The following is a 17,659-nucleotide window of genomic DNA, read 5'->3' as shown; positions in this document are numbered from 1 at the left end:
CCACAGACACGCGGCTTACCGACTTAAAGACACATGACGAAGAAAGAACTTCCTTTGCAGGCATGAAAGAACAAGAAACGAACAGTCCTATCATACACCTTCAACGGCAACAGAGCTTGCTGCGCATGGAATATGAATACGAAAAGGAGGAATTCAAACGGCAGACAGAGAACATGGGCGTGGCCCGGAAAGTCAAACGGGGACTTTGCTGGTACCCCGCCACTCCGGGAAGGAGTTACTACAACTCGCTGAATCAGTTGGTTATAGAGATTACACGTAGCGAGGATACCGACATGGAACATAGTTTTGAGTTCGGTCGCCCCGTTTGTTTTTTCCGCCGGTCGGCCGATGAGAAAATCACTTACATGAATTTCACCGCCACCGTGAGCTATGCCGACGAAACGCGCATGGTGGCAATCATGCCCGGGCCGGTCGCCGTCATGGAGGTGCAAGCCGCCGATAACCTCGGTGTGCAGCTCTATTTCGACGAAACATCCTACCGCACCATGTTCGAGGCACTGGAAGACACACTTCGTGCCAAAGGTAACCGCCTGGCCGAGCTGCGGGATATCCTGCTGGGCAGTGCGAAAGCCGGATTCCGTGAGCTTTATCCGGTGCGCTTCCCGTGGCTGAACGCTACTCAGGAAACGGCAGTGAACAAGGTGCTGTGTGCCCGCGACACAGTCATCGTACACGGTCCTCCGGGCACCGGAAAAACGACTACACTTGTAGAAGCCATCTATGAAACGTTGCACCGTGAACCTCAGGTATTAGTGTGCGCCCAAAGCAACACGGCCGTCGACTGGATATCGGAGAAATTAGTGGACAGGGGCGTCAACGTGCTGCGCATCGGAAACCCTACCCGCGTGAATGATAAAATGCTCTCTTTCACCTACGAACGACGTTTTGAGAATCACCCTCTCTATCCCGAATTATGGAGCATCCGGAAGAATCTTCGCGAATTGGGCGGACGTGCCCGCCGGGGCAGTTACGAAGAGCGCGAAGGCGTGCGCAACCGTATGAGCCGCCTGCGCGACCGTGCCACGGCACTGGAAATACAAATCAATGCCGAACTCTTCGATGGCGCTCATGTCATTGCATCTACTTTGGTGAGCAGCAATCATCGCCTGCTCAACGGACGCCGCTTCGCAACGCTGTTCATCGACGAAGCCGCCCAAGCACTCGAAGCCGCCTGCTGGATAGCCATCCGCAAGGCCGACCGCGTGATACTGGCCGGCGACCATTGCCAATTGCCGCCTACCATCAAATGCTACGAGGCCGCCCGCCGAGGCTTGGAGCGAACGTTGATGGAGAGAGTGGTGGCCAATAAGCCGTCGGCCGTCTCTTTATTGAAGGTGCAGTATCGCATGCACGAAGACATCATGAAGTTTTCTTCCCAATGGTTCTATAACAATGAATTAGAGGCAGCTCCCGATGTCCGCTATCGCGGCATTCTGGACTGGGACATCCCTATCGGTTGGATTGATACGTCCGGGATGGATTTCAAGGAGGAGTTTGTGGGAGAGACGTTCGGACGCATCAACAAGGCAGAAGCCGATTTGCTTCTGTCGCAGCTGAAAACCTATATCGACCGGATCGGCGGGAACCGTATTCTGGAAGAAAGGATTGACTTCGGCATCATCTCCCCCTACAAAGCACAAGTGCAATACCTCCGCAACAAGATAAAGGCGGATGCCTCTTTAAAGCCTTACCGCAGTCTGTTCACCGTACATACGGTAGATGGCTTTCAGGGACAAGAGCGCGATGTCATCTTCATCAGCTTGGTTCGTGCCAACGAAGAAGGACAGATAGGCTTTCTGAACGACTTGAGAAGAATGAACGTGGCCATCACCCGTGCCAGAATGAAGTTGGTGATACTGGGCGACGCCACGACGCTGAGCCATCACGTCTTTTACAAAGAGCTGCTGAAATATATCGATAGAAAAGGCTGAGAAGAGATGGAATCCTGCTTCCCGGCAGTAAAAGAAGCGTCCCTCTCTCCGTTCCTCACAATCTGTATCTTTGTCCGCGATTTCATTAACCCTATAAATCATGATACAGATGCTTAAGATTCTATCTTATTTCAAGAGTGCGGACTACCTCTGCCGCCTCCCAAGAGCAGTCTTCGCCGGTAAAAGAGACAAGAAAAAAGAAGAGAAGGAGAAAGACAAAAAGGAAGAGAAGCCGGAGGAAGAGAAACCCGAGGAAGAGGCGAAAGTACGGAAAGAACGGAAAGAGCAGAAAGAGCAGAAAGTACGGAAAGCATGTAAGTTGCAGAAACGGCGGAGAGAGCGTGTCGCTCCCCGGCTTTCCGGTTTCGTCCACGCGGCCGCCGAAGGTGTAAGCCCCTCCACCCAAGAGAACTACCGCACGGCCGTTCGCTCTTTCATCCGCTTCAGCGGCGGCACGGACGTGCCCGTATCGGCGCTCGACGCCGACAGTGTGCGAAGTTACGAGCGGTGGCTGCGCGACCGTGGTGTGTGCCCCAACACTTCCTCCTGCTACATGCGCTCCCTGCGTGCCATCTACAACAAAGCCGCCACGAAACGCCTCGTGAAGGACAAAGAACCCTTCAAGGGCGTGTTCACGGGCAACGAGCGGACGGTGAAGAGAAGCATAGGGGAGAAAGAGATAAGGAAGCTGAAAAGCCCCCGAAGTCCCTACAGCCCCTACAGCCTCTCCCCCGGCCCCTCCCCCATAGGGAGGGGGGAAAGGGAGTGGGGTTCAGGGGCTTCCGACCTCTTCCTCTTCTCTTTCTACGCCATGGGCATGCCCTTTGTTGACCTGGCTCACCTGAAGCGTTCGCAGATAAAGGACGGGGTGCTGACCTACCGCCGGCGCAAGACGGGACAGCAGGTCAGGGTGAGGCTGGAACCGTGCATGCTCGATATACTGGACAAGTATAAGACAGAGGGGACGGACTATCTCTTCCCTATATTGTATAAGGTGAAAGACGGTGCGAAAGACCGGATGGGCAGTGAAACGGATAAGGGAAAAGACGGCGATAAAGGCGGGCCGGCAGGCGGCAATCTTGTCGAGGTGTCCTATTCCTCGGCCCTAAACCGCTACAACCGCTCGCTCAAGGAGCTGGCACGGCGGGCGGGCATCAAGGAGAACCTCACCTCCTACGTCGCCCGCCACTCGTGGGCGAGCATCGCCTACGAGAAGAATATCGACCTGCCCGTCATCTCCAAGGCACTGGGGCATACCGACACCAAAACGACACTCACGTATATCAGGGAAATAAACAACGAACAGCTGGCACAGGCCAACAACAAGTTGCTGAAAGAGGTCTTCACGTCTTGAGGAAAGGCCCTCCGCACACCTCTTGGTAAGAGGTGTAATGCCTCCCGTAACCGCCTGCAAATAAAAGGCTTTTATTTAATATATACAAATATTTTTAAGAAAAACCACATCCCCGTCCTATGCAAACGGCTGTACCGTGATATTTACAACCTCATATCCTGCCCTCCCATTGCAACAGGTTGAACCTAACGAATATCCCGCCTTCCTCTCCCCTTTCCCCAATGGAAATTCCCTTATGCCTTTTCCCATCCCTCACACCTCTTACCAAGAGGTGGGCCGCGGGGCGTTTTCCTCCCGCTATCGACGATACGCCGTCCTTCCCCCTCCTCTTACCAAGAGGTATGCGTCCCGGAACACCTGCCCGAAGCCCCTCCAATAAGGATATGACAAGTTCCCGAACGAACGGCCGGACGGAAGAACAGACAGCCGATACGGTTATCTGTTCAAGATGAAAAAGAAGATATAAACCTTTAATCTTTCGTGATGAAACGAACCTTTATTCTCCTCTTTCTCCTGCTTTTTCTCGGGCATGCCCGGGGACAGGAATCCGACACGCGCCGGGGCACGGACTCCGTGCGCGTCTATTTCCGTCAGGGCGAATCGCGCCTCGACCCTTATTTCCGTGATAACGGCGCACGCATACGCGCCTTCACCGAGCGTTTCAGAACCCTGCTGCAAGACCCATCGCGGCGCATACGGGGCCTGCGGGTCACCGCAGGAGCCTCCCCCGAGGGAAGCACGGCGTTGAACCGGCGCCTCTCCGAGCGGAGGGCCGAGGCCATCCGGCAGCTGGTCTCCGGCTACTTCCCCCATGAGTTCGGGTGGCTCTCCACCGTGCCCAAGGGCGTGGACTGGCAGGGGCTGGAAAAGCTCGTGCAGGCGGACGAGTACATGCCCTACCGCCACGAGGTGCTCGACATCCTGCGCTACACCCCCGAGTGGATTACCCGCGAGGGCAAGGTGGCCGACGGGCGCAAGCGCCGGCTGGTCATGACGGGCAGCGGCTACGCCTGGCGCTACATGGAGAGCCGCTTCTTCCCCGAGCTGCGCGCCTCCACCCTGCACGTGTGGTACGAGTCGGAGGAGGTGCGGGAAGCCGCCAAGGACACCGTCTACATCCTCCCGCCCGAAAAGGAGGAGACGGCTCCTCCCTCCCGCGAATGCAGACCTTTCTACATGGCGCTGAAGACCAACCTGCTCTACGACGCCGTGGTGCTGCCCAACCTCGGGCTGGAGTTCTACCTGGGCCGCGGCTGGTCGGTGGCCGGCAACTGGATGTACACCTGGCTGAAGAGCGACCGCCGCCACCGCTACCACCGCATATACGGCGGCGACCTCGAGGTGCGCCGCTGGCTGAGCTACGGCCGCAAGCCGCTGACGGGGCACCACATAGGGGTGTACGGGCAGCTGCTTACCTACGACCTCGAGTGGGGCGGCAGGGGGTACCTCGGCGACCGGTGGAGCTACGGGGGCGGCCTGTCCTACGGCTACTCCGCCCCCATCGGCCGCAGGCTGAACCTCGACTTCAGCATCGGCATCGGCTATCTGGGCGGCGAGTACTACGAGTACATCCCACAGGGCGGCGGCTACCTGTGGCAGGCCACGAAGCAGCGGCGGTGGTTCGGCCCCACGAAGGCGGAGGTGTCGCTGGTGTGGCTGCTGGGACATGACAATTACAACGGGAAACGCAGGTCACAAATCGGAAAATAAGAAATTCATGAGAACGACAGAAATAACATCCACGAGAAGCATGAGAACATCCATGAGAAAAAAATGTCTGCACGGCATCGCCTTCCTGTTGGGGGCGTTCGTGCTCATCCTGCTTGCGGCGGGCGTCGCCTCGCTGCTCGCCTCCTGTGACCATAAACCCTTCGCCTTCGCCCCCGATTCTTCGGTACGGGTGCGGGTGATTTTTGACTGGCGCAATGCTCCCGGGGCATCGGCCACGGGCATGAGCGTCTATTTCTTCCCCTCCTCCGGCAGCCCCTTACGCAGGGACTTTCCCCGTGAGGGAGGTCCGACCGAACTTCTGCCGGGCACGTACCGCGTGCTCTGCCTGAACAACGACAACGAGTCCGCGCTCCTGCGCGGCACGGACACCCCGGAGAGCTTCGAGGCCTGCGCGCCTCCTCTCCCCGTGCAGGATGGGGACGGACAGGAGCCGGCGGTCTCCTCTCCCGGCATGCTCTGGGGAACGGGCGGCACGGACTTCACCGTCACCGTCCCCTCGGAGCTGCCGGCCCCGGAGAGTCCGCTCGTGCTCTGTCCGGAGGAGCAGAGCTACATCTACACCGTAGAGATAGTGAACGTGCGCAACCTTGCGGGTGTCTCTTCCGCAGCCTTCTCGCTCTCCGGCATGTCCGCCTCGCTGTTCCCGGGAACCGGGCACCGTTCCCCCTCACGCTCGTCCCTCCGCTTCGAAGCGGGCATCGAGGAGGGCACGGCACGGCTCACGGGCCGGGTGCTGTGCTTCGGGGTGAGCGAGGCGGAGGACACGTCGCACCGGCTGACGCTCAGCGTCACCCTGCGCGACGGCAGCTGCAGGCGCATTTCGTTCGACGTGAGCGGACAGGTGAACCGCGCGACCGACAGGCGGCACGTGCATATACGGCTGGACGGACTGACGATCCCCGCGCCCGCGGGGGAGGAAGGAGGAGGATTCCAGACGGGAGTGGACGACTGGAGCACGGAGACGCGGCCGATAGACCTGTAGCCTTTCGGGCGCGGATGCCGCGGATGACACGGATTGTGTTTTTAACGCGGATGATGATTCTTCAGACGGAGATGATGCGGATTCCCTGTTTTACAAGCGGATGATGACGTGAAAGTGAATATGTGGAATATATGATATAACTGACAGGCAACTGGCAGTGTTTTTTCTTAATCTAATTTTATTAATCCTAACAAAAACAAGTATGAAAAAGAAACTTGTGGGCTGCCTTCTGGCAGCAGGCCTCATCGGCCTCAGCTCCTGCTCGCAGGACGAAACGAACGCTGTGAACCGCAGCGAATCCATCAACTTCCATCCCACGCTGGGTGCTTCCACCCGCGGGGCGGTCACCACGCTGACCAACCTGTCGCCCTTCAAGGTGACGGCATTCAAGAGTTCGGGAGGAACGAACCTCTTCGAGAACGCCGAGGTGAGACAGACGGGCGGCAAATGGGAAATGACCGATCCTCAGACGTGGCCCGGAAACGACGAGGTGAAGTTCTTCGCCTACGCTCCGGCCAACCTGCCTGCCGGCGCATCGGTGTACATCAACAGCGGCACGCAGAAGATATTCAGCTACGTGACACCGCAGAAGGTCTCTGATCAGAAGGACATCGTGGTGGCCCACAACACCGGCAGCCGCACCACCTCCGCATCGGGCGTGGCACTCAACTTCAAGCACATCCTCTCGCAGATAGAGGTGAAGGCCAAGTGCTCCGACCCCACCGTCACCATCAAGGTGCAGGGAGTGAAGGTATGCCAGGTGAAATCGGCGGCCAACTTCACCTTCCCCACCTCGCCCACGACCGCTTCCGGCCCGCTGGCGGGATGGGACGCGCCGAACGCCCCCGCCAGCTTCTCGGCCCGCCTGTCCGCCCCCGTCACCCTGACGGCATCGGAGCAGAACATCACGGGAACGGAGAACTTCATGCTGCTTCCGCAGACATTAACGCCGTGGAGCGGTGCCGCCTCTCCGAACGGAGCCTATCTGGCCGTGCTCTGCCAGGTCACGAAGAACGGTACGCAGATTTATCCGCCCGCTTCAGGAAAGTACGGCTACTCCGCCGTGAAGATAGACTCTGCCTGGGAAGCCGGGAAGAAGTATATCTACGCGCTGAACTTCTGTTCCCCGGGCGGCGGCGCGGGTAAAATCGATCCGATTCCCACCGACCCCGTGAATCCCAGCGACCCGACCATCGACCCGAATCCGGGAACGGGCGGAGACCCTGTACTGGGCAACCCCATCACCTTCACCGTGACCGTGGAAGACTGGACGGCGGGAAGCACCGAGATAGGGATGTAATCAGTGATTAGCGGCAGGTGCCTGGCTGTTGTCAGCGGTCAACACTTACTCCACGCCGGGCACTTGCCGCTGTTTACCAGCCACTTATCATTCATCTATTCATCACTAATCACTAACAACATCTATATGCAAAGAGTGACATTGTCAGTATTGGCAGGCGGGGCACTGGCCCTGCTGACTGCCGGAGTTTGCTCCTGCGACGACTCTCACGAAGAGGGGGGCGCGTATCCGGGGCGCAGTATCGGATTCAAGGTAGAGGCATTGGGGATGCCTGCAGGGGAAACACCGCCGGCAACACGGGTGTTTGCCCTGCAGGACTCCCTGACCGGGGGAGGAACGCCGCTCTACCTGCACGCCACGGTGAGGGAGGGCATGGTCACGGACGGGGAAAACGCTCTTGCGGGGGACGTGACAACGGGCGGCGTCTCCGTTACAGAAAGCCGTCCCGCCACGAAAGCCGCCCCGGTAGACGCTTCCACCATGCACGCCTCCATGGGCGTGTCCGCTTTCGTATATCCCGCCGCGGAAGCGTGGAACGACACGCGGACACCCGACTACATGTATGACACGGAGGTGAAGAAAGCCGGCGGATGGACGACGGACAGCCGCTGGCCGGGGGCGGGCTCGAAGATACGCTTCTTTGCGTACGCTCCCTACAAGAGCGCACTGCCGGCATCGAGCCTGGCACTCTCGGCCAAGAGCGCGGGCGGCGCACCCGTGCTGACCTACACCGTTCCTGCCGACGTGGCCGGCCAGACCGACCTGCTGACGGCCGCCACCGACGAGATGCCGGGCGGCGGAGGCACGCCCGCCCTGCTTACCTTTAAGCATGCGCTGACGGCCGTGCGCTTTGTCACGGGCAATGACCTGCCTGCGGGGACGATTACGAACGTCACGCTGAAGGGCGTGTACGGCAAGGGCACGTACCGCATAGGCGAGAGCGCATGGGAAGGCCATGCCGACAGGAAGGACTTTACGCAGGCGCTGACGCCTGCGGCCACTATACCCGAAAGCCAGACACCCGGCACGGAGATAACGCCTGCGGCGGCCACGTTCATGATGATTCCGCAACAGCTGCCCGCGGGGGCGGAACTGGAGGTGAAGTACACGGACAGGCTGACAAATGCCGTGCGCACGATGAAAGCCTCCATAGCAGGCAGCCAATGGGAAATGGGAAAGACGGTGACCTATCAGGTGTCGGTGACAAGCATGGTGATTACCCCTACGCTGGAGGTGACGCCTCCGGCGGAATACGACTACCGGGGAGGAAGCAATAGCTACACGGTAAAGAGCTGCGCCACGGTATCGGGCGGAGGGGTGGACAAGGTCGTGCCCATCTCCTGGGAGGTGGAGTTCTCCGAGGACGGGATAGTCTGGAACAAAAACAAACCGGAGTGGCTGACGGCATTCACCGAAAACGAAGCGGGAGGCACTTCGGCGGCATCGTATACCGCCACGGTGGCGGCGCAGGTGAACAGCACACCTGACAATCCACACACTGTAGCATTGAAGAACGCTACTCCGGTGAACGACGGGACGAATACTAATATATACGATCTGTCCACGCACGACTATCAGGGAAACAACGCACCCATGCGCACGGCAAACTGCTACATTGTGAATGCGCCGGGGCGGTATAAGCTACCCTTGGTGTATGGCAATGCGGTGGATTATGTCAAAGTGCCCGGAGGCCCAAATCCGGGATGGAATGAATCTGCCTACACCTCCACTGCAAGCGGGGGCAATGTGCTTAAACCGTTTATCAACCACCGGGGAGTAGGTATTATCGACCCGTACATCTACAACAATACCAATTGTACACCGGCAAGCTGCACGCTCATTTGGCAGGATGCGCTGAACTTGGTGACCGACGTGGCGCTATCTTCCGACGGCCATTTCCTCGAGTTTACCGTGGGGCAGGCCACCATCTGCCAAGGCAATGCCGTGGCAGCGGTGCGCGACGCCTCGAACACCGTGCTGTGGAGCTGGCACATCTGGGTGACGGACTACAAGCCGGGCGCAACAGGGACAACCACACCCGACAAGGAGATCACCAACCACCAGAACAAGAAATACAAGATTATGACCCTCAACCTCGGCTGGTGCGACGGAAAAGAGGTGGCATATGCCGAGCGCACCGTGCAGGTACGCTTCAAGCAGAAGCCCACAGCAGGGTACACATCGGCTGACCCAAAGACATTCACTGTAAAGCAAAAGGCGCATACCATTACAGAGACTTGGAATCAAACTTATTACCAGTGGGGACGGAAAGACCCGTTCGTGGGGGCATTTGAAGATCCGGACGGAAACTCGAAAAGCATCAACAAGACATGGTATGATGTATCGGGAACAACCCACACCAACGAGCTTCCTGCCTTCCAAAACTTTTCTACCGGCAGCGCTTGTATCACTCGCGGTATCACGGAACCCGGCACGTTCAGTATCAACTCTTCCATGGACGGCCTATATTATAACCTATGGGATGCGAACAATAACACTACCTCAGCCAACGACAATCTCGTAGTAAAGACCATCTACGACCCTTCGCCTGTGGGGTATAAACTTCCTCCGAGTAATGTATTCACGGGATTTACTATAACAGGAACAAATGGCACATGGAACGAAGGTTGGAACTTTTATTGTGATCCAAGCAAGACTACTTCCGTCTTTTTCCCTGCGTCGGGCCATCGGTGGAACTATAACGCAGTGTCCACCAGCGTAGGGAGCATCGCCCACTACTGGACGGCGGGGCCGTACAACACGTACTACGGATGGATCATGATCTTCTACCCGAACAGCGTGTACACGCAGTACAAGGCCGAACGGAGCCGCGGCTACTCGGTGCGGGCAACCCAAGAATAAAAGGGAGCGAAGCGACCGTGTCGGCTTCATTTGTTTCATTGGCTTTATTCTCCTGCGGCTGAAAGCCGTAGGAACCCGATACCGGCGAAGCCAGTCGAAAAAGCCGAGAGTATCACGTTTCACTTTATACGTAAATACAATGGGATATACAAGTCGTGACTTTATGGATGCGGAACGAGACTTGCGGCCGCTGAGGCAAGAGGAGGGCAGGCGCGGATGATTTTTAGGCGCGGATTGCGCGGATGACGCGGATTTTATTTTGTCTTGAATCTAATGCATGAATGCTAATGTTCTGATATGTACGGTCTTAATGTCTGATGTCAGCTATATGTGTGAGGGGTAGCGATGTCACTGCGGTGAGATAGGAGATGACACCGCAGTGAGACAAGCAACGTCACTGCAGTGAAATGGGTGATGTCACTGCAGTGAGACAAGCAACGTCACCGCAGTGAGACAAGAAGCGTCACCGCAGTGAGGTAAACGGCGTCTCCACAGTGAGGTAAGTACCCCTCCTGCGGGGACATTCAAGGGAATTAAAAGAAAAGGCGTTCACACGCCGACTGTGAGTTATTATCATTTAATTATTAATTAAAACTTTATCAGTATGAGTATCAGTTACAAATTGGTGCAGAAGAAGCACCCGATGAAGAAGAATGACCCGGCTAAGTGGTATGCCGTGCCAAACAGTGCAAAACCATTGTCTCCCAAAGCTTTGACCCGTGCCGCAACGGTACATACCACCACGGCACCCATCGAGCTGGAGGCAGCCATGGAGCTGCTGGCGGAGTTCATCCCCCAACAGTTGCAGCAGGGACACACGGTGAATGTGCCCGGCCTGGGTACATTCCGCATCACCTTTAAAAGTGCAGGCGTGGAGAAGATAGAAGATTTCAACGTGGGCACGATGATTAAATCGCCCCGCGTAACGTTCACACCTGCCCGGGAACTTCGCGGCAGGATTATCCGAGAACTCAGCTTCGAGGACGGAGGTGTGCTGGAGGCCGGCGTAAACTATGCCTCGATGGCGGACTACCGCAAAGCCAAAGGACTGCCCACACCTGCACCGGGAGGTAGCGGCGGAAGCGGCACGGGCGGCGGTACTACCGGCGGCACAGGCGGTCAAGGGGAAAACCCGCTGGGATGAAGCCCTGAAGCCTCTCCCCCAACCCCCGAAGCCTCTCCCCCAACCCCTCCCCCATAGGGAGGGGGGCGGGCCGCAGGGGCCGGGGGAGGGCGGCGGGGTTTCTCGGAGGGGGTGATTCTTCAGACGCGGATGACGCGGATTTTAATTTTTATCCTTTCCTTTTCCCTTGCGTCCGACATCTAAGGTATAAGGTTTATTCTCTATTGGCTAATATTACCTCTAATCTTACCTTTAATCTCACCTCTAATCCCACCACTAATCTCTAATGCTTATGAAAACTTATCAGACTATGAAACGAATGAAGGCGGCGGAGGCACGCGAGAACAGCCTTATAGATATTGACATGACGGATGGCGCATTCACGGCGTACGACTGCTCCGCTCTGGTGCTGCACGCCCTCTATCCGCAACTGCCGTTCCGGCACGTGACCTGCGAAGACGGGGAAACGCACCCCATGGTGACGGACATCCCGCAGGAGATTGTACTCGAGGTGTGCCGCAGGTACCGGCTGGTGGATGCGGCGGCGAGGCTGATAAATGGGGATTAGACGCCGTAAGAGGTAAGAGATTGGACGGCAGACTTCAGACGGCAACCGGTTCTTTACCCAATGCGTGCAGAGCTTCTCTGATTTGGTTAATCCGCTCCTCACTCGATGATAAGAGGTACATAAACTTTATTGTAAATTTGATGACTACGTTTAAAATATGTATTTTTGCCGATTGTTTGGATAAATCAACGAAAACTTAAAAAACGAAATAGAATGGCAGTAGAATTGAAAGACCTGACCAAACGTAGTGAGAATTATTCTCAATGGTACAATGAGTTGGTGGTAAAGGCCGATTTGGCAGAACAATCGGCTGTGCGCGGCTGTATGGTGATTAAGCCTTACGGATATGCAATTTGGGAGAAGATGCAGCGTCAACTGGACGATATGTTCAAGGAAACGGGACATGTCAACGCCTATTTCCCCTTGCTTATTCCGAAATCCTTCTTAAGCCGCGAGGCGGAGCATGTGGAGGGTTTTGCCAAGGAATGCGCCGTAGTGACGCACTATCGCTTGAAGAACGACCCGAATGGCGGTGGCGTGGTGGTGGATCCTGCTGCAAAGCTGGAAGAAGAACTCATTATCCGTCCCACTTCCGAGACTATTATTTGGAACACGTATAAGAATTGGATCAATTCGTATCGGGATCTGCCTATCCTATGCAATCAATGGGCCAACGTGTTCCGTTGGGAAATGCGTACGAGGCTCTTTCTCCGCACTGCCGAGTTCTTGTGGCAGGAAGGACATACCGCGCATGCCACCCGCGAAGAAGCGGAGGCCGAAGCGATAAAAATGCTGAACGTATATGCCGAGTTTGCTGAAAAGTACATGGCAGTGCCTGTGGTGAAAGGAGTGAAATCGGCCAACGAACGTTTTGCAGGTGCGCTGGATACTTATACCATCGAGGCGATGATGCAGGACGGTAAAGCCTTGCAAAGCGGCACGTCTCACTTTCTCGGACAGAACTTTGCCAAAGCGTTCGATGTACAGTTCGTAAACAAAGAGAATAAAATGGAATATGTGTGGGCCACATCATGGGGCGTTTCTACCCGTCTGATGGGTGCTCTTATCATGACTCATTCCGATGATAACGGATTGGTGTTGCCTCCGCATTTGGCTCCTATACAGGTAGTCATTGTACCTATTTATAAGAATACGGAGATGCTGGAGAAAATTGATGGAAAGGTTGCTGGTATTGTATCCAAACTGAAGTCGATGGGCATTTCCGTGAAGTATGATAATGCCGACAACAAACGTCCGGGATTCAAGTTTGCCGACTATGAAGTGAAGGGCGTGCCCGTACGTTTAGTGATGGGGGGCCGTGATTTAGAGAACAACACGATGGAAATTATGCGCCGCGACACACTGGAGAAAGAGACACGTTCCTGCGAGGGCATCGAAGAATACGTAAAGAACTTGCTCGAAGAGATTCAGGCAAACATCTACAAGAAAGCACTTGATTATCGCAATAGCCGCATCAGCAGTGCGGACAGCTACGAAGAATTCAAACAGAAGATTGAAGAAGGCGGCTTTGTATTGGCTCATTGGGATGGTACTACCGAAACGGAAGAGAAAATCAAAGAGGAAACAAAAGCCACTATTCGCTGCGTGCCGTTCGACTCCTTTGTCTCTGATGATAAGGAACCGGGCAAGTGCATGGTGACAGGTAAACCTTCGGCCTGCCGTGTGATTTTCGCACGTTCCTATTGATGTAGCTTTTGTTTCAGAAGTTTTGAGGTCGAATTCCGTGTTTGCTCTATCAGTAGGACTTCAGAAGAAATGACTTAATTGTGCATTTTCATCTTTGTAGTCTTCCTTACTGCAATTGGACATTTCTGTTGATTCTTGTTCAGAGGGAAAAGATAGGTTTTCTGAAAAATTATCATACTTTTTAATCCAACTGTTCAGCAAGGCAGGGCTACAAGTTAGTAAATGTGTCTATCTATATCAGTATAAGACATCAGAGGTTTTTATGGAGGACTTGAGATACTCGATAATTTCTGCTTCTTGTGCCGGATGAAACCAGCGGATTTCTTCATCCCGTTTGAACCAGGTCATCTGTTTGCGGGAATAGATGCGGGAATTCTGCTTTATTTTCTCAATGGCAAACGGTAATGTCCATTCGTCGTCAATATACTTGAATATTTCCTTATAACCTACCGTATTCAGCGCATTGAGTGCTCGGTAAGGGTAAACTTTCCGGGCTTCTTCTACCAGTCCGTCCGCTATCATTTGGTCTACACGGTGGTTGATGCGGTCGTAAAGTTCCTCACGGTTGCGTGTCAGACCTATCTTGACGATGTCGAAAGGCCGTTCTTTGGTCTTTTGTGTGCGGAAGGAGGTGTAGGTTTTTCCGGTCATGTAGCAGATTTCCAAGGCATGGACTATACGTTTGGGATTCTTCAGATCTACGATTTTATAATATTCCGGATCCAGTAGCTTAAGTTCCGCACATAGTCGTTCTAATCCTTCAGTTTCGTATTTGTGCAGCAGTAGCCGGCGAGTCTCGGCATCTACGGTGGGGATATCGTCAATGCCCTTGCAGATGGCATCGACATACATCATCGAACCGCCGGTCAGCACTACGGTGTCATGCTTGGTAAATAAGGTTTCGAGGATCTTCAGAGTTTCTGTCTCATATTGAGCGGCGCTGTAATAGTCGGTCAGCTTCAAAGTGCCTATGAAATGATGCTCCACCCGTTGGAGCTGTTCCGGGGTAGGGGCGGCTGTACCTATCTTTAAGTCGGCATACAGTTGTCTTGAGTCGGCCGAGATAATGCAAGTGTTCAGTTGTTCTGCCAGCCGAAGGCTTAGTTCCGTTTTTCCCACTCCGGTGGGGCCGATAAGTACGATGAGGGTGTGCATGTTGCGAGGGGGGAAATGATAAAAGCACGGACTACGCCCCTTTCACGAATTTAGTTTATGAAAGCCGTGTTTGTCCGCGTAGCTCGTGCCCGATATGGTGATGTCTCGAAAAAGTAGAGAGTTGGTTCTTAATATCTCTCTTCTTCGTACGAAGTATCCGAAGCACTGTCATCAAAACCGCTGAATCCGTCTTTATCGAAGTCTTCCATGTCAAAATCCTGGTCTCCGTAGAAGTTTTCGCCCAAATCGAGTGAACCTGCGTTTGCGGCCATCTCTTCAAAGTCAACGGTCTGCTTGGGAGCTTCGCCCGATTTCTTGGTACATTTGGCCCCTTTCATGTCTTTACCGGTGATGATTTCGGAAAGTTCAATGAAGAAACAGCGTTCCGTCATGTAGTCGAATACATACAACAGCTTTTGCTTTTCGTCCTCAATCAGTTCGTTGAGCGGGGTATCTTTCATCACCCAGCTGTCTATTTCCGGATTGTCATACATTTCTTCCAGCGTGACTTCTTTTTCTTTTTCCCAGTCATCGTCGCAGATGAAGAAAGAAGTCATTTGATCATCGGCATAGCCTGTCGATTGTAAGATAGCCTTGTGAAAGTCGTAGAAAGTGGTTTCCGGGTCTATCTGTATTTCTCTGACAAAATCGTCCACCTCGTCCGAGATGATTGTAAATCTGTAGATCATTTTGATTAATGCTTTATACGAATAATATTAAAACGAACTCCGAATCTTTCTTATTTGCCGGCGGGGATAATGCCGCGGTTCGATTCGCGTATGAAATTCACAATATAGCTTATTTCAGGTGTCATCTCCATTTCACTTTCAATCTTTTTCAGAGCGTTGGTGTTGTTCAGTCCGCTTTGATAGATGATGCGATAGGCATTGTGGATGTTCTCTATCGTTTCGTTGGAGAAACCGCGACGGCGCAGCCCTACGACATTGATTCCGGCATAGCAGATAGGCTCTCGTCCGGCGATGATGTAGGGCGGAATATCTTTACTGAAGCGACAGCCTCCTTGCACCATCCCATACCCGCCTACGCGGCAAAACTGGTGCATCAGTACGCTTGCGCTGATGATGGAGTTGTCATCGATGACAATTTCACCGGCCATTTTAGTGGCATTTCCGATGATGCAATTATTGCCGACGATAGCATCGTGGGCTACGTGTACACTTTCCATCAGCAGGTTGTTGTTGCCTATAACCGTCTTGCCTTTAGCGGCCGTGCCGCGATTGATGGTTACATTTTCACGTATAAGGTTGTTGTCGCCGATTTCGGCAGTACTTTCTTCTCCTCTGAACTTCAGGTCTTGGGGGATGGCACTGATAACGGCGCCCGGAAAAATGGTGTTCCCGTTGCCGATGCGCGCACCGTACAGAATGCTGGCATTCGCCATAATTTTATTATTATCGCCGATTTCCACATTCTTGTCTATGAAAACAAAAGGAGCAATCTCTACGTTTTCACCGATTTTCGCTTCGGGATGAATATAAGCTAAAGGACTTATCATATCTTCTTTAATTGCAGATTTCTTTACTTGTTCTTGACTATTTGTGCCATGAATTCAGCTTCGCAGACCACTTTCTCGCCTACGAATATATAACCTTTCATGGTTGAAACTCCACGTCGTATGGGAGCCATCAGCTCTACGCGGAAAATCAGTGTATCGCCCGGCACTACTTTCTGACGGAACTTTACACCGTCTATTTTCATGAAGTAGGTAGAATAGCTATCCGGATCGTCTACGGAGTTCAATACCAGCAGGCCGCCTGTTTGCGCCATGGCCTCTATCTGCAATACACCGGGCATCACGGGCTCTTGCGGGAAGTGCCCTTGGAAGAAAGGCTCGTTGGAGGTTACATTCTTGATACCCACGATGTAATTGGCCCCTATTTCGATTACTTTGTCCACCAATTGCATCGGATAGCGATGGGGCAGAAGTTCGCGAATGCGGTTTACGTCCATGATTGGTTCGCGGTTGCAGTCGTAGGCAGGGGCTTGAATGTCGTGCAGGCGGATTTCCTTACGCATTTGACGGGCAAACTTATTGTTGATGGTGTGGCCCGGCCGGGTAGCGATGATACGTCCCTTGATGGGTTTGCCTATCAAGGCTAAGTCGCCGATTACGTCGAGCAGTTTATGGCGGGCACATTCGTTAGGCCATACCAACGGTTTGTGGTTGATGTAGCCCAATTGTTTGGCATCCATGTGAGGTACGCCCATAATGTCTGCCAGCTTGTCGTAGTTCTCCTGCGACATTTCACGCTCGTAAATCACAATGGCATTGTCCAAATCACCGCCTTTGATGAGGCCGGCTTGCAACAGCGGCTCGATTTCGCGCACGAAAACGAATGTCCGGCTGGCTGCTATTTCGTCCTTGAACCTGACCATGTCCTCCAGAGTGGCGAACTGGTTGGGGATAATGGTCGAATCGTATGATACCAATACGTTCAGACTGAAATTCTCATCCGGCAATACTATGATGGATGAACCGGTCGTTTCATCTCGGAATTCAATCTTGGACTTGATGATATAGAAATCTTTGACGGCATTCTGTTCGATGATGCCTACCCGTTCTATCTCGTTGACGTAATCTTGGGCACTTCCGTCCAAAATGGGAAATTCCGGTCCGTTTACTTGTATCAAACAGTTATCTATACCCAATGCATAAAGGGCTGCCATACCGTGCTCTATCGTACTGATTTTGATTCCGTTCTTGGAAAGTACGGTGCCACGGGTGGTTTCGGTCACATTGTCGGCAACGGCATCTATGATGGGCTGTCCTTCGATGTCGATGCGTTGAATCTTATATCCGTGGTTATCTGGAGCCGGATTGAAAGTAACGGTTAGGTCAAGTCCCGTATGAAGACCTTTTCCGCTGAGCGAAAAGCTTTCTTTTAGAGTCTTTTGTTTTAACAT

13 protein-coding genes are annotated in these 17,659 nt (G+C 53.9%); 9 read left to right on the top strand and 4 right to left on the bottom strand.

Annotated features, from left to right (window positions below; translation table 11 throughout):
- The first annotated feature begins 62 nt into the window (after positions 1-62).
- From C4H11_RS05425 to proS, 9 genes are all read left to right on the top strand, one after another.
- Positions 63-1,952, top strand: a complete 1,890-nt coding sequence (locus tag C4H11_RS05425) for an AAA domain-containing protein (RefSeq protein ID WP_106040775.1) — start codon at positions 63-65, stop codon at positions 1,950-1,952.
- 109 nt (positions 1,953-2,061) lie between these two features.
- The gene (locus C4H11_RS05420) at positions 2,062-3,306 is read left to right on the top strand and encodes a tyrosine-type recombinase/integrase (protein WP_164996510.1); all 1,245 of its coding nucleotides are present in this window, start codon (positions 2,062-2,064) and stop codon (positions 3,304-3,306) included.
- 483 nt (positions 3,307-3,789) lie between these two features.
- On the top strand, positions 3,790-5,016 hold the full coding sequence (locus C4H11_RS05415; RefSeq protein WP_106040773.1) for a DUF3575 domain-containing protein: 1,227 nt from the start codon (positions 3,790-3,792) through the stop codon (positions 5,014-5,016).
- Positions 5,017-5,056: 40 nt separating this feature from the next.
- Entirely contained in the window at positions 5,057-6,019 is a 963-nt protein-coding gene (locus tag C4H11_RS05410) for a DUF5119 domain-containing protein (RefSeq protein WP_205729954.1), read from the top strand.
- A gap of 202 nt (positions 6,020-6,221) precedes the next feature.
- Positions 6,222-7,319, top strand: a complete 1,098-nt coding sequence (locus C4H11_RS05405) for a fimbrillin family protein (protein WP_106040771.1) — start codon at positions 6,222-6,224, stop codon at positions 7,317-7,319.
- Positions 7,320-7,445: 126 nt separating this feature from the next.
- Positions 7,446-10,181 (top strand): fimbrillin family protein, encoded by a 2,736-nt coding sequence (locus tag C4H11_RS05400; protein ID WP_106040770.1) that lies wholly within the window; start codon positions 7,446-7,448, stop codon positions 10,179-10,181.
- Positions 10,182-10,785: 604 nt separating this feature from the next.
- Positions 10,786-11,325 (top strand): HU family DNA-binding protein, encoded by a 540-nt coding sequence (locus tag C4H11_RS05395; protein ID WP_106040769.1) that lies wholly within the window; start codon positions 10,786-10,788, stop codon positions 11,323-11,325.
- A 289-nt stretch (positions 11,326-11,614) separates the two neighbouring features.
- A complete protein-coding gene (locus tag C4H11_RS05390) occupies positions 11,615-11,872 on the top strand; it encodes a hypothetical protein (RefSeq protein WP_129588285.1) in 258 nt (85 codons plus the stop codon).
- Positions 11,873-12,085: 213 nt separating this feature from the next.
- Positions 12,086-13,579, top strand: coding sequence for a proline--tRNA ligase (gene proS, locus C4H11_RS05385; RefSeq protein ID WP_106040767.1), 1,494 nt, complete (start codon positions 12,086-12,088; stop codon positions 13,577-13,579).
- 237 nt (positions 13,580-13,816) lie between these two features.
- On the opposite strand, the gene miaA is transcribed toward proS, so the two are convergent.
- From miaA to C4H11_RS05360, 4 genes are all read right to left on the bottom strand, one after another.
- Entirely contained in the window at positions 13,817-14,734 is a 918-nt protein-coding gene (gene miaA, locus C4H11_RS05375; RefSeq protein ID WP_106040766.1) for a tRNA (adenosine(37)-N6)-dimethylallyltransferase MiaA, read from the bottom strand.
- Between the two features lie 128 nt (positions 14,735-14,862).
- Positions 14,863-15,423, bottom strand: a complete 561-nt coding sequence (locus tag C4H11_RS05370; RefSeq protein WP_106040765.1) for an IS1096 element passenger TnpR family protein — start codon at positions 15,421-15,423, stop codon at positions 14,863-14,865.
- Between the two features lie 50 nt (positions 15,424-15,473).
- Positions 15,474-16,250 (bottom strand): acyl-ACP--UDP-N-acetylglucosamine O-acyltransferase, encoded by a 777-nt coding sequence (gene lpxA / locus C4H11_RS05365; protein WP_106040764.1) that lies wholly within the window; start codon positions 16,248-16,250, stop codon positions 15,474-15,476.
- 23 nt (positions 16,251-16,273) lie between these two features.
- Entirely contained in the window at positions 16,274-17,659 is a 1,386-nt protein-coding gene (locus tag C4H11_RS05360; RefSeq protein WP_106040763.1) for a bifunctional UDP-3-O-[3-hydroxymyristoyl] N-acetylglucosamine deacetylase/3-hydroxyacyl-ACP dehydratase, read from the bottom strand.

It is taken from the genome of Bacteroides zoogleoformans (genome assembly GCF_002998435.1).
Lineage (GTDB): Bacteria > Bacteroidota > Bacteroidia > Bacteroidales > Bacteroidaceae > Bacteroides > Bacteroides zoogleoformans.
Note: the sequence above shows the minus strand (reverse complement) of the source record. Positions and strands in the feature narration are given on the sequence as shown.